This window comes from Neobacillus niacini (genome assembly GCF_030817595.1).
Lineage (GTDB): Bacteria > Bacillota > Bacilli > Bacillales > Cytobacillaceae > Neobacillus > Neobacillus niacini_G.
The window spans coordinates 121864-135900 of the sequence record NZ_JAUSZN010000003.1; the positions used below are offsets into that span (position 1 = coordinate 121864).

General features: G+C 38.3%; 12 protein-coding genes. All 12 read left to right on the top strand.

Annotated elements, in window-relative coordinates; all coding sequences use genetic code 11:
• Positions 1–29 precede the first annotated feature (29 nt).
• On the top strand, positions 30–785 hold the full coding sequence (locus tag QFZ31_RS33545; protein ID WP_307312550.1) for a hypothetical protein: 756 nt from the start codon (positions 30–32) through the stop codon (positions 783–785).
• A 4-nt stretch (positions 786–789) separates the two neighbouring features.
• Positions 790–2166, top strand: coding sequence for an Mbeg1-like protein (locus QFZ31_RS33550; protein WP_307312553.1), 1377 nt, complete (start codon positions 790–792; stop codon positions 2164–2166).
• 20 nt (positions 2167–2186) lie between these two features.
• The gene (locus tag QFZ31_RS33555) at positions 2187–2378 is read left to right on the top strand and encodes a hypothetical protein (protein WP_307312556.1); all 192 of its coding nucleotides are present in this window, start codon (positions 2187–2189) and stop codon (positions 2376–2378) included.
• 40 nt (positions 2379–2418) lie between these two features.
• Positions 2419–2721 (top strand): WXG100 family type VII secretion target, encoded by a 303-nt coding sequence (locus QFZ31_RS33560; protein ID WP_179603477.1) that lies wholly within the window; start codon positions 2419–2421, stop codon positions 2719–2721.
• Positions 2722–2757: 36 nt separating this feature from the next.
• Positions 2758–3060, top strand: a complete 303-nt coding sequence (locus tag QFZ31_RS33565; protein ID WP_179160617.1) for a pore-forming ESAT-6 family protein — start codon at positions 2758–2760, stop codon at positions 3058–3060.
• A gap of 115 nt (positions 3061–3175) precedes the next feature.
• Complete coding sequence (locus tag QFZ31_RS33570) at positions 3176–4018, top strand: FHA domain-containing protein (protein ID WP_307312561.1); 843 nt, start codon at positions 3176–3178, stop codon at positions 4016–4018.
• A gap of 16 nt (positions 4019–4034) precedes the next feature.
• Positions 4035–4802 (top strand): PP2C family protein-serine/threonine phosphatase, encoded by a 768-nt coding sequence (locus tag QFZ31_RS33575; protein WP_307312563.1) that lies wholly within the window; start codon positions 4035–4037, stop codon positions 4800–4802.
• An 18-nt stretch (positions 4803–4820) separates the two neighbouring features.
• On the top strand, positions 4821–6764 hold the full coding sequence (locus QFZ31_RS33580) for a serine/threonine-protein kinase (protein WP_307312566.1): 1944 nt from the start codon (positions 4821–4823) through the stop codon (positions 6762–6764).
• Between the two features lie 14 nt (positions 6765–6778).
• Entirely contained in the window at positions 6779–7222 is a 444-nt protein-coding gene (locus QFZ31_RS33585; RefSeq protein ID WP_307312569.1) for a hypothetical protein, read from the top strand.
• 15 nt (positions 7223–7237) lie between these two features.
• On the top strand, positions 7238–12115 hold the full coding sequence (locus QFZ31_RS33590) for an Ig-like domain-containing protein (RefSeq protein WP_307312572.1): 4878 nt from the start codon (positions 7238–7240) through the stop codon (positions 12113–12115).
• 295 nt (positions 12116–12410) lie between these two features.
• Positions 12411–13247, top strand: a complete 837-nt coding sequence (locus tag QFZ31_RS33595; RefSeq protein ID WP_306077381.1) for an ABC transporter permease — start codon at positions 12411–12413, stop codon at positions 13245–13247.
• The gene (locus tag QFZ31_RS33600; RefSeq protein WP_307312574.1) at positions 13240–14019 is read left to right on the top strand and encodes an ABC transporter permease; all 780 of its coding nucleotides are present in this window, start codon (positions 13240–13242) and stop codon (positions 14017–14019) included. Before QFZ31_RS33595 ends, QFZ31_RS33600 begins: the two co-directional genes overlap by 8 nt.
• The last annotated feature ends 18 nt before the right edge of the window (positions 14020–14037 follow it).

The window sequence follows — 14037 nt, forward strand, 5'->3', positions numbered from 1 at the left end:
CTAATATTTCCGCTAAGGGAAGGTGCAAAATGAAAATTACTAAGAAGGTACGATCCATCCTTCTTCCATTCGTTCTATTAATAGGAGTGACAGGCTGTATGAATGAGAAATCTTCAGAGAACGCGATATTGACATATTTAGAAGGGACCTATAATGAAACCTTTGAAGTGGAAACCTTTAAGGAAGGAAGCACTATTTTTAAAAATATGTACGGTGCCGATAAAGTGATTGTTCATCCGAAGGGTAAGCCTGAGCATGTCTTTTTAGCAGGTGAAGATAGAGACCATGAAGGGGAATATTACGATAACTATGTGTTGTCTAAATGGTCAGATGAACTGACAAAAAGGTTAAAACCTGAAATTAGCAAACTTCTGCCTGAGGACGCTGAATATAGAGTTTTACTATTTGTCGAGGACGGAAAATACGATAGCTCCATGAAGGATATGTCTGTCGATGATTATTTTGCAAATGTAAATAATGATGTAAGTATTGAATTAAAGGCAGCCATTAAAAGTGCAGGGAAACCAAATGTAACTGCCTATAATGAACCGATTTATCAGCTGTTACAGGTGGTTAAACAAATGGATGTGAAATCAAGCCGTGTTTCAATAGGATTTGTTGACAGCAGTGCGGATATTTCCGATTATATTCGAACCTCAAGTGTTAACAATACACCTTGGTCAAATTTAGATGCAAAAGTTTACGCAACGATCATGGTTGATAAACGATTTGCGATATCTGATGCAAGTCAAATAGAAGAATATTTTAAAGAGTTTAAGGAGTGATACCATGTCACTTTCTAACTTAAATGATGAAGAGAAAAATGTTCTTCTCCAGCTATCTTATTTTGACTTACCAGGCGATTTAACAGGCTTGAGTGTTAAGGAAATATGGGAAGAAGCAATGCGAACTACGAACAACGGCGGAGAGGCCAGAAGAATCAAGCTTGAGGAGTATTTTACTTCCGATAGATTCGAAAACTCCAGGTTGGCTGAGGTTACTCTCCAGGGATATCAGAACAACAATCCAAATATGGGCGGCGAGTCGGAATCAGGCTTTGTTGGCTATGCATGGGGTGACAAAACAGGTAATGCAGCAGCGGTTTACCGCGGCAGTGAAGATCCTACAAATTGGGACCATTTTAAAACAGATTGGGTATCAAATGGATCTGCGGGGATTGGAAATGAAATTCGTCAGCAAAAGGAAGCCAATCACTTCTATGAGGAATTTGTAAAGGGTGCAATGGGAGAAAAGTTAATAGTTGGTCATTCAAAGGGTGGAAATTTAGCTTCATATGTTTTTGTAAATAACTTAGCTGATAACCCTAGTGGCTATGTGGTCAACGGTGCTCCATTATTTTGGCCTAGTTTAACCGAAGAACAACAAGAAGCATTAAAAAGTAAAAAATTTGATTTTATTGCCTATGAAGGTGACTTTGTACATGATCTAGGGTTTGCACCTTATGTGGATAAGACAGTTGCGATTAATAAAGATGACTATGATGATCCATTTTATCCACATTATGAAACGAGTGTAGACTTCTTCAATGGCTCGTTTGAAAAGTCTCAAAAAGGATCAATACATTCACCTAATGATATTAATCCAGAGGTAATTAAGTATGCAATTGTTTATGCCGTAAATGGAGTAAGAGAAGCCTATAAGGTAGCTTTAGCTATAACAAACGCAGCATTAATAGTTATTCATGCTACTTGGAAAGGCATGGAGGCGGCAGCGAAACTTGTGATTGATGGCTGTGTAGCGTTCATCTCTGGATTGAAGAATGTCACCACTAAGGTAATCAATGATCTAAAAAGTTTCTTCAGTTCCGTAAAAAAATCGGCGAAACGGCATCTCAACAGGAAAGTCAGTGCCTTTTTAGGAACAAGCTTCGCTGTCGAACCATATCTTAAGGTGGATTTACATAGATTGTCCTATTATGCAGATAGACTGGAAGCGATAAAGCGAAAGACGAGTGCTTTGAATAATAGAATAGATGATTTGTATTTAGAAGCAGGACTCTTCGGGCTGGACAACGTGTTGAAAGCAGATATTCTAACATCGTTTAACACCGGATTAAACCAAAATATTACCTACCTAAATACAGTAAGAAATCTGCTAGAAAGAACAGAGTCCATTTTAGTGAATAAAGCACGGTCGATCCAATAGTAGTGATTCGGGGGAAAGAAATGGATAAATATGTTCAAAGTAAGGTTAGTAGTATTATTGCAGAAATAAATGAGATTGCTAGAGAGTTAGAGGAAATATCACATGATATTGGCCGAGAGTTTAAAGGAATTGGCTCAATGAAGAGTGCCTCAAGCCTGCAGCAGGCTGCGAATAAGTATCGTAAGGTTTCGTATGAATTAAGGAAAATCTAGTCGATCCAGCATGGATCGCACTTTAAAGGAGGTGAGAAAAATGGCAAGAACAATCACAGTTGATCCAGCAAAGCTAGATACTGCTGCAGCAAAGATTGACCAGCAATCGGCTGATTATGAACGAATTTATAAAGCTCTTTTCAGCGAGGTTGAAGGGATGCAGGCTGCTTGGCAGGGTACTGATAACTTGGCTTATGTTAATCAGATTAAAGGGTTTATGGATGATTTCAATCAGATGACTAACTTAATGAAACAATACTCTGAATTCTTGAAAGTAAGTGCCCGCACTTATCGTGACACTCAAAATGAGGTCATTAATGGAGCGAGACGTTTAACTAACTAACTAATAGAGTCTTAATGTGAATGTGAGGTGGAAACCATGGCAGTAGAAGGAATCAAAATATCTCTAAATGAGGTTAGCAGTACAGCCAATCAAATCCGTAATTTAAACCAACAATTAACAGGCAGATTGGATGAGATGAAAAGAGAAATGAATGCATTAGCTAATTCATGGAATAGTGATGCATCAAATACGATTCGAAATAATTTCAATGCACTTACACCAAAGTTTGATAACTTCCGTGAAATTGTTGACAGCTATGCAAAATTTTTAGATCAAACTGTAAATGCCTATAACTCAACAGAATCCGCAATCAACAGCAACGCGAGTGCATTTAAATAAGCCTGCAGATTGTATTGTTCCTAACTCTCTTTTTAGAGGAGAGTTAGGAACGACACCCTTTTGGGAGCTAGGAATAACGGTTAGTGTGGATACCCTAGAGATGGAGAGGATTAGGATGAAAACTGATTTGGAGAAGCTTTTTTCAGGGACGCTTACGAAAGAACAGTTGATAACTCATTTAGTAAACATTGTCGACAGTTTGACGGAGTTAGTGAAAAGCGGTGTAGATTTCGAAAACATTTTACTAGACAAGAAACATATTTTTCTTGATCACTTTTCAAATAGATTAGTATTTATGTGCCTTCCCATAAAAGATAATGTCTTTGAAAAGGTATCAATGAATGGATTTTTTAAAGAATTAATCGCTTCCACATCCTATGATGAAAATGACGATTTACAGTTTTTTATCAAGCTTCATAATTACCTAGCGAGTCCGCGGGTATTCCAGCTGCAAGAGTTTAAAGAAAAACTGACTGAGTTTTCAGGCGGATGCGGAGAGGAAAACGACGCTGTCACGCAAAAGAACTCCAACTTTTACAGTCCAGGATTAATCACGCGTGCATTGGCACTCGCGGATGAGGGGACGACAGTTTTAGGGACCTTTAATGAACTGGACGAGTATGAAGAAGGTACCACAGCATTAGGGATAGACAATGGGCGTTTGCCAAAGCCATTCCTTTTAGAGGTGGAAACCGGTGCTAAAATCGTCGTAACGAAAGATGTTTTTAGAATAGGAAGAGACCCTGAACAAGCTGATTATGCTTCGAACAATAAAGTGGTTGGGCGGATCCATGCAGAATTGGTTACCTCTGATGGAGAATATTTTTTAATTGATAAACATTCAAAAAATGGCAGCTATCTTAACGGAGTCAAACTGTCCCCAAATGAAAGGACTAAGATTAAACACGAGGACCGTATTAAACTTGCTAATCAGGAGTTTGTTTTCAAGTTATTTTAAAAAAGGAGGTTAGCCAATGGCATTCTTAACAGCGCACCATACGGATGTAGGTATCAAAAAGAAGACAAATCAAGATGCCTTATTGCTAAAGACAGCTAACACTCCGAAAGGTTCAGTCGGCCTTTTCATTGTTTGTGATGGGATGGGCGGCTTGTCGCACGGGGAGCTGGCAAGTGCGACGGTAATTAGAGGAATGGCAGAGTGGTTCGATGCCGAAATGCCAATACTCTCCCACTCAGCGCACATCGAGGAAGAAATCTTCTCAGAATTAGAAAAGTGCATCAAACAATTGAACGAGAAAATACTCAACTACGGCGAGACAAGAAAAGTGAAATTGGGGACAACCTTGACAGCCTTGTTAATCGTCCACCGAAAATATTATATTGCACAAATCGGGGATAGCCGTGCCTACAGGATTTCTGACTCTTTAAACCAACTAACAAAGGATCAAACATTAGTAGCGAGGGAAGTGGCCCGTGGGAATATTACAGAAGAGCAGGCTAAATACGACCCGCGCCGAAATGTGCTGCTGCAATGTGTCGGTGCTGCAAAGGAGATTGAGGTTGATTTTTCAAAGGGTGATGTTCAACCAAACACGGTGTTTATGTTATGTTCGGATGGATTTTACCATCAAATCACGGAGGAAGAGTTAGCGCTGGATCTCAAACCAGAAACGATAAAGAACAATCAGCAGTTAAAAGGTAAAGTTGTTCAGTTAGTAGAGTTAGTAAAGGCAAGGAAAGAAGTAGATAATATTTCGGTTGTAGCAGCAAAAGTTTTGTAAGCAGCGGGGGCGTTTTGCTTGATAGAAATTGGATCAGTAATCGATGAAAGATATGAAATATTAAAGGAAATTGGCCGCGGCGGTATGAGCATCGTTTATCTGGCGATGGATAACAGGCTGAACAAATCATTAGTCGTAAAGGATATACGGAAACGCGCGTCTAGTAATAACGAACTTCTAATCAACAGCTTGATTGTCGAAGCGAATATGCTCAAAGTTCTCGATCATGGGGCGCTGCCAAAAATCTACGATATTATCGAATCTGAAGGCGATATCTACGTGGTCATGGACTATATCGAGGGCGAGTCTTTAAAAGAGAAACTGAAGCGTGAAAAGACGATTTCAGCGATTCAGGTAATTGATTGGGCTAGGCAGTTAAGTGAAGTTTTAGAGTACTTACATACGAGGAAGCCCTACCCGATTATTTATCGGGATATGAAACCAGATAATATTATGCTTACCCCTGAAGGGAAAATTAAACTGATTGATTTTGGAATCGCAAGAGAATTCAAGACCGAGAGTTCTACGGATACGACCAATTTAGGAACGAAATCCTATGCCGCACCTGAGCAAATGTCAGGCAAACAGACGGACACGCGTACGGATATCTATAGCTTAGGGGTAACCTTGTATCATCTTGTCACCGGTAAGAGTCTAAATGAACCGCCTTTTGAGCTTAAGCCAATCCGTCATTGGGATCCAACCCTGCCTGAAGGCCTTGAGCATATTATTAATAAGGCGACACAGGCGGAACCAGCCAACCGCTATCAAAGCTGCAGTGAGCTATCTTATGACCTTGAGAATATTAACAAGCTGACAGAAGGGTATAAAAATAAGCTGCGCAAGAAGCTCTCAATCTTTCTAGTACCAGTCGTCTTGTGTCTTGCCTTTATGACAACAACAGTGTTTGGCTATAAAGGTGTGAAAAATACGCAATTCCAGGATTATATGAGTTTGGTTAATGATAGCTCGGTATATTTGATGGATGGCGAGGATAAGAAAGCAATTGAAATGTTAGAAAAAGCGATTACGACAGTCGACAAATCCCGGGCAGAAGCATATATCAATTTACTAGATTTATATAGCAATCGAAATGAGACCGATACGGGATTAGCAAAGATAGAAGCCTATATCGAGGATGAGTACGGAGATATCCATGAAAATGATGAAGTCCGCTTTAAAATGGGGATGACCTATTTTGATATCAAACGTAACTACTCGGAGGCGTTAAAGCATTTTAATCAAGTCGATCCCGAAGTAATTCCAGATGCACAGTATTATCAGGCATTATCGACAACGATGATTTCGATGAATATTGACTATAAAAAGTTCTCCGAAAGTCTGCTTGAGTTTGAAAAGTTCAATGACCAGCTGCCAAATGAACGTAAGAAAGTTGATAACTATAATTCCTTAGCGAATATCTATATCTCGTATAAAGGACAAATTTCTGATGCCAATACAAAAGCAATTGAAATTGTTGAAAAAGCCTATGAAGTTCTCCGTTTAGTCGAAAATGAGAACTTATTAATCAAGTATGAATTGGATTTTGAGCAAAAGTTAGCACAGGCTTTCTACAGTAGAGGTGTTAATTCAAAAGATAAAGAAAGTGCAAAACAGGATTACGAGAATGCCATACAACATTATCAGAACCTTTTGGATTTAAATGCGAGTAATGAAGAAGAAATAGTCGTGAAAATAGGTGTCATCTATCAAGAAATGGGTGAGCCAACCCGAGCGGTTGAGCAATTTCAAAATGCGATAAAAAAATATCCCGAAAGTATTGATGCATATGTTAAACTCGGTAATTTATTGTTAGATACCGAACAAAGTAAAGACGATGGAAGCCGAAATTATCAAGCTGCCGAGCAGGTTTATGAACAAGTAAAAACGCTGGATGGAGCTGGAGAGGATGAAGCTTTTAAAAAGCTAGTAAGGAGGTTTGATAACCTCGGTATTAAGTAGGAAGGGGTAGGATAATGGAGTACCAGATTATGCTTTATGGGGGAATGGCCGGTACGATCATTACCTTGATCATTTCGATTATTCTCTACAGCAAAATGGGTATAGCGCAAGTAGTTGAGGACTTATCAGGTATTAGCCTTCGGAAAAGATTACATAAAAAGAAAAAGATCCAGGATGAATCAAATGAACAGCGGCTGACAAAAGAGATTATGTTAAAAAAGCAGTATGCCGGGGAGGCAGCAGCTAGTCAAGAGACGGAACTTATGAGCAGTGAGGTTGAGGAAACAGCCTTACTTGGTGATGGATATATCGAAGACACCTCTTTGTTAACAGCTGACTTTGAGGAAACGACAGTTTTATCGGCGGATATAGAGGAAACTTCATTATTAGTAGAGGAAGAAGATTTTTTCAAAAAAGAAGTAGACGTGATCGTTGTTCATTCCACCACGATCATCTAAGGGGAGTTTAGTAGAATGGCAGATAGGTTAGCCAAAAGGTACAAAAGTAGAAAGAACGTCATCTGGACATTAACGATTAGCCTTTTGCTTATTTCAGTGTTCGTATTTAGCACAAATGCATTTTCGCTGGATGGGGCAAAGCGATATATTGTGTTTAATGATGACAAATGGGATATGGAGTCAATGGACCAGCCCGACTGGATGACGAATAAAGACAGCATTACCTTTAAGGTAGATTTAAAGGAAGACTTTGAGAATAGCAGTCAGGGTGAATGGATTACGGAGACAGAAGCACCGTTTGCTGTTAAAGCTGCATATCAAGGCAGTGAAATCACAACAGCAAAAATTGAGGGAATAAACGATCCGGAGTTAGGTTTTTTAGGAGAATATTTGGTTACGATTCCATTACAGCATGATAGTCCCGAGGGCAGGTTACATGTAAGTGTGGAATTTGCTGAAGACAATTCATGGAATATCCCTGCTTCAACCAATACATTTTCCATAAATCGAGATGCAGTTAAACCTGTAGTGAATGTTACATCTTGGTTCGAAAGTGGAAGATTTAAAGACGGAGAGTTTACGAACAAGCCAGTCTCGATGAGTATAAAAGTAACGGACAGCAATTTCATTCCTGGAAAGGATACGATTTCAATTTTAAAAGATGGGATTGCCTACGAACCTACACAAGCACCTGAATGGAATGAGAATGAAACGTTCCTCACCCTCGATAATACTGGGTTCTATGAAGTGACAATTGTTGCCGCTGATAAAGCAGGAAATAAAAGTGACCCAACAAAAGTAAATTTTGGAATCGTGAAACAAGGTCCACGATTAACAATAAAAGATAAAAACGACAGTGGTTTTTATAAACAAGTTGAGCTAAAAGTTGAAAGCGACATTCTCATTTATGATGCAAGTGCGACAATTGAGAAAACCATTAATGGCGAGAAGATAACAGAAGTGAAAAATTTCGAGAGAAAAGGTAAAAATGCTGTCCTTTCGCTAACGGAGGATGGGGCTTACAAGGTAAGTGTTACAGTGAAAGATCGGCAAAATATTGATCCAGGACATCAGTTAGGGGTTACAAGTTTTACAATTGATCAAACAGCACCAGCACTTGCCATTAATGGTGTTACTGATCAAGGTGAATACCGTGAATCAAAAGAAGCCGAAATCAGTGTCACAGATGCGAATGTCGATGAAAGTCTAACCGAACTTAAAGTAACGGCAGGAAACCAAGTGACAACCTATTCGGGGGAAGAAGCTTACAAAAAACATCCTTTCACCGAGGAAGGTGTTTATACACTTGAATTAAACGTTACAGATAAAGCCGGGAATACCGCAGCTAAAAGTATAAAATTTATTATCGATAAGTCTGCGCCCGCACTTGATATCACTGGGGTGAATGCTGAGGAATTTTTCAACTCCGATAAAAGTAAAAAGGAAGTAACACTATCAGTTGAAGATTTAACCCTAGATTTAACTCAAACTAGTTTAAAAGTGGAGAGAGACGGAGCAGCATATCCAGAATTAATTCAATTAAATAGCGTAACAGAATCAAAAGCGGAGGCAAAACATACCTTTACCGCTGAAGGAAAATATAAGATTACCCTCACTTCAACCGATAGGCTAGGAAAAGCTGCACCAGCAAAATCAGTTTCTTTTACAATTGATAATACCCACCCAAAAGCAGTGGTTACTCTTGATGGTACGGTGATGGCCGAAGATGAAATAGTGGTTGATGGCGAGAAAACAGTAAAAATAGCGATAACCGATAAGCATCATGAGTTTTACAATGTATCTGTAAAGAAAAATGGAGAAGAGTATAAAATTGATCCATTGGTTCAAGACGGAGAAAACGTTGCAACGGAACATTTGTTTAAAGAAGATGGAGTCTATGAAATAACAGTAGAATCTACAGATAAAGCTAAAAATAAAAGTGTTTTAACGAAAACAATTACAATTGATATGGGTAAACCAGATATTCATTTTAAAGGTGTTAAACATCAGGCACATTACAATAGTGAAAAAGTCGATGTTACTGTGACCGTCAATGATTTCACGTTTGATAAAAACAAAACAACCCTTGAAATGACAAGAACAAATGGTAGTCAGGTCACCGAAATCAAACCTGGCAACTGGAACATCTATGATTACTTAAAGTGGCTTTATTACGGTGAAATGGACCTATCTTTCACAGAGGAAGGAATCTATCAACTTAAAGTAACCGCAGAAGACAGATTTGGAAAAGTAAGTTCTAAAACGATAGAGTTTACTATCGATAGAACTGCACCAAAAATTGATATTACTGGTATTAACGAAGGTGCTTTTGTTAAAGGCGGTGAGGTTATCATCGGGGTTAATGAATACTACTATGAAACAAACAATGTCACCGTAACAGTTCAGAAAGATGATAGTCTAAAAAAAGAAACGTTTGTGAATAAAGCTGAAAAATCCGAACTCGCACTGAAATTTACTGAAGATGGAGATTATCAGATTACAGTAAGTGCAGAAGACAAGGCTGGAAACAAAGCCTCCGACACGAAGTTATCATTTACGGTCGATACAGTAAAACCGGTAATCGATATTATTGATCTGAAAACAAACTCAACTGTGAAGGATCAATCCTACGACGCTGAGAGCAAAAATGTATCAATCAATGTGAATGAACATAATTTTGCTAACAACAAGGTTCAGTTTGAGGTAATCGAAAAAAATCCAGTGACCAATGAAAGTAAAAGTGTTTGGATCGGTGAGTGGAGAAACTTCGCGGAGATATCAAGTCTCACCTATAATTTTAAAGATGACTACGAATATTTCATCAAAGTGATTGCAGAAGACGCAGCTGGAAACACCGCAGATGAAAAATCTGTAACCTTTACAATTGATACGAATAATCCGCTATTAGCAACTGATGGTATTGAGAATGATCAGAATTACCAAAGTACGACTGCATCATTTTGGGTAAAAGATACTAACATCGACATATCCAATACAAAACTCATCGTGTTAAAAGATGGGGAGCCTTATAGTATTGGTGATATTGCTCTAAGCTATATAACAGAAGGTGCACTACGCTACACGTTTAAAGAAGAAGGAAATTATACCGTGACGTTGGAATCAACTGATAAGGCGAACCGAAAAAGCGTCCATGGACCAATTAGTTTTATTATTGATTCAACAAAGCCTGTTGTAAAAGTGGAGGGCGTGGATGATCACTCCTTTAACCCAGCGAACAAAAATGTAACAGTATCCGTCAATGAAAAGAATTTTTCAACCAATAAAGTTGAACTAGCGGTAACAAAAGATAATAAGCCATATGATTTGGGTCCGTTTCTTACAAATGAAAAACAGCTTTCTTCCATTGCCCATAATTTTGCCGATGATGGGTTGTATGAAATCCTTGTCAAATCGACAGATAAGGCTGGCAATGGACCTGTCACTGTTAACAGGACATTCACGATTGATAAAACAAGACCAGCTATTGAAATTACGGGTGTCAATCAAGATACGTATTACAATGAGGACAAGCGGGTTAATGTCACCATTCGTGATGTAAACTTAGACATTAACAAAATGACAGTTACAAGAGATGGTGCTCAATATAATGCCGGCGGCTTCTCTGTCAGCAATAACACGGCGTCGCTTAGTCACAATTTTAGTCAAGAGGGAGACTATCATGTCTTGGTAGAAGCTACAGACAAAGCTGGAAATAGCTTCACGCAGCAAGTGAGCTTCACGATAGATAAGACAAAACCAGTCATTACCCCTAAATTTAAAGGTCAAACGAGAGTTATTAAAGACGGTGAATATATAAACGAAATTTTCACACCGGAATTTGCTCTAGATCAGAAGGATGATACAATCGTTTCCGTTACATTAAACGGTGAGAATGCTGGCAGAACGGCTCCGACTGCATCGAAGGAAATGGAATATCACTTTCAAGTCGTGGCTCGGGATAAAGCGGGGAATGAAACAACATTGGAGATCAACTTTATCATAGATACGACAAAACCGGCATTATCCATTTCCGGTATACTTGATGGATTCTTTAATGAGAATCTCGAGCCTATTGTGACTTATTCTGATATTCACTTAGATGCAAGCAGAACATCTGTATTGTTAAATGGTGCACCTTATAAAAACGGAACAAAACTTGAGTTGGAAAAAGACTATGTTTTCAAAGCAACTGTAACAGATTTAGCAAACAATGTAAGTACGAGAACCATTGTCTTTACGATTGATAAAACATCACCAGTTATTAAATTCAAAGAACCTGTCTCGAACAAGTATTTTAACAAGGATTTAATACCTGATCTGTTAATTGAGGATTTGAACGAATATGACATCATTGCCCTAACCTTGGATGGCAAGGAATATAAAATCGGCGATCCAATTACTTCTGAAGGTAAGCATGTTTTGTTCTTTGAGGTAAAGGATAAGGCAGGTAATATTAAGCAATTAAGTGTCGAGTTTATTATTGATAAAAAGGCTCCAAAGGTCATTTACGATGGAATTAAGCAGAATGAGCAATACTTCGAAGCTGTTAAAGCAGCGATTCGCCTTGATAATCCTAGCGATACAATCAAATCCATTCTGGTAAATGGCAAGCTGCATAACTTTGATGAAACAGCCGATGAGAATGGTGTTGCCGTCTTCACGTCAACGTTCTCAGAAATTAATTCGTATGAAGTGGAAGTGACAGCGGTAGATGATGCAGGAAATAAAACCACTACAGTCATTCCGTTTGAAATTGCCGAGAAGACTGCTTTAGTGAAGTTTTATGAAAATAAACCATTGTTTGCAGGCTCGTTAATTGGGCTATTCGGAATAATGGGCATTGGGATTACTGCTTTGGTTAGACGAAAGAAAACAGTAGCAGTTGAGGAATAAAGCGATCGTAAGACTGTGAATGATGAGACTATCATTCACAGTCTTTTTTTTTTTTTTTTTGCTCGAACATTCGTTAAAACGGATTATATGTAAACAAAAATTGGCGTTACATGAAATTTATTCGCCAATTCACGAACATTAAATTATAAACAAAAAATAATATTCGCTTTTTGGGTTGCCAAATAGTCTTTTATTCTTTATAATCGTAGAAGTGTAAGAGATAAATAAAACAGAATCCAGAATGGTGTTAATCACCATCAATAATACTTTTTTATATTGGAAAGTGAGGCCAGATATGACGCAGCGAAGAGTACCTTATCTCATCTTGGCTCCAGGATTGATTCTCTTGATTTTATTTTTGGTGTTACCTCTTATCTCAACCATTTTCCCAACATTCTTTAATGGAGGGTTTACCTTTTCAAATTACACTTCATTCTTCTTGGATGAGTATAATTTTGGTATTTTTTGGCGGACGATAAAGATTTCACTGATTGCAACACTGATTTGTGTAGTGTTAGGAGTTCCAACTGCCTACTACATTTCCCAAAGTCCGAAAAAATGGCGCGGTCTATTAATGTCGATCACATTGTTTCCGTTGTTAACGAATTCGGTTGTGCGGAGTTTTGCGTGGATTACAATCTTGGGACAAGACGGTATTTTAAATAATGCTTTGATGAATATTGGCTTACTTTCTAAGCCGCTTACGATGCTTTATACAGAATTCGCCATTGTCATCGGCTCTGTGTATCTCTTCTTGCCATTAATGGTCATTACGTTAGTGGGAATTTTAGAGAACATTGATTCTGAAATTATGGAAGCAGCAGAAACGTTAGGTGCCAATCGCTTGATTGCCTTTGTGAAGGTTATCCTGCCATTAAGTGTACCGGGGATTATTGTTGGCAGTATTTTAGTGTTCACAGGAAGTTTGACTGCTTATACAACCCCGCAATTATTAGGCGGAAATCGAAACATCATGTTAGCTACCTTTTTATATCAAAATGCAACTGCACTAGGAAACTGGCAAGGTGCAAGTGTCATTGCTTTGATTATGATTGTGGCGACTTTAATCGTTATGAAGTTATTCAGTTGGATTGCGGGACGCATGGATAAAAGAGGTGAGGCGAGTGCGTAAAAATATCGGTTTAAAAATTTTTGCTGGCCTAGTTTTTGCATTTTTGTTAGTTCCTTTGTTCATTATCATAGTGACCTCTTTTGGAACCAACTCTACTATTCAATTTCCGATTAAAGGTTTTACCCTTGATTGGTATAGTAAGGTATTTGACAATGAAGCATTTATGGACAGCTTCTTTCTTAGTCTGCAAGTAGCATTTTTTGCGACTCTCTTGGCATTAATTATTGGTGTTCCAGCTGCTTATTCTTTGGCACGTCACAGGGTGTTTGGACGAAATTGGATTAAGAGTTTTTTCCTTTCTCCAACAATTGTACCTGGCTTGGTTGTTGGATATGCTATGTATCAATTTATAGTCATTAAGTTTCAATTTCCTATCATCCAAGGTTTATTTTTAGGTCATTTCTTGATTTGCCTGCCTTACGTTATCCGGGTGGTTGGTTCAACAATTGAACAGCTTGATTTTTCAATTGAAGAAGTTTCGTGGACGTTAGGGTGCACAAAATTACAAGCTTTTATAAAAGTGGTATTACCGAACATTACTTCTGGAATTTTTGCTTCCTTCATGTTGGCATTCATTAATTCCTTCAACAATATACCTGTATCTCAGTTCCTATCAGGACCAGGTGTAACAATGCTGCCAACTAGCTTAATGAATTATATCGAATATAACTATGATCCATCTGTATCTGCTTTATCAGTTATTTTAATGCTTGGTACGATTGTCCTTATGTATGTTATTGAGAAGACACTAGGGTTAGCAAGTATTTCATAGGAACAACCAGGATGTTAA

Excerpts from the sequence above, each read along its gene's own strand:
- QFZ31_RS33560 (WP_179603477.1), top strand. The coding sequence starts at position 2,419 with ATGGCAAGAACAATCACAGTTGATCCAGCAAAGCTAGATACTGCTGCA.
- QFZ31_RS33570 (WP_307312561.1), top strand. The coding sequence starts at position 3,176 with ATGAAAACTGATTTGGAGAAGCTTTTTTCAGGGACGCTTACGAAAGAA.
- QFZ31_RS33545 (WP_307312550.1), top strand. The coding sequence starts at position 30 with ATGAAAATTACTAAGAAGGTACGATCCATCCTTCTTCCATTCGTTCTA.
- QFZ31_RS33565 (WP_179160617.1), top strand. The coding sequence starts at position 2,758 with ATGGCAGTAGAAGGAATCAAAATATCTCTAAATGAGGTTAGCAGTACA.
- QFZ31_RS33550 (WP_307312553.1), top strand. The coding sequence starts at position 790 with ATGTCACTTTCTAACTTAAATGATGAAGAGAAAAATGTTCTTCTCCAG.
- QFZ31_RS33585 (WP_307312569.1), top strand. The coding sequence starts at position 6,779 with ATGGAGTACCAGATTATGCTTTATGGGGGAATGGCCGGTACGATCATT.
- QFZ31_RS33595 (WP_306077381.1), top strand. The coding sequence starts at position 12,411 with ATGACGCAGCGAAGAGTACCTTATCTCATCTTGGCTCCAGGATTGATT.
- QFZ31_RS33575 (WP_307312563.1), top strand. The coding sequence starts at position 4,035 with ATGGCATTCTTAACAGCGCACCATACGGATGTAGGTATCAAAAAGAAG.
- QFZ31_RS33555 (WP_307312556.1), top strand. The coding sequence starts at position 2,187 with ATGGATAAATATGTTCAAAGTAAGGTTAGTAGTATTATTGCAGAAATA.
- QFZ31_RS33590 (WP_307312572.1), top strand. The coding sequence starts at position 7,238 with ATGGCAGATAGGTTAGCCAAAAGGTACAAAAGTAGAAAGAACGTCATC.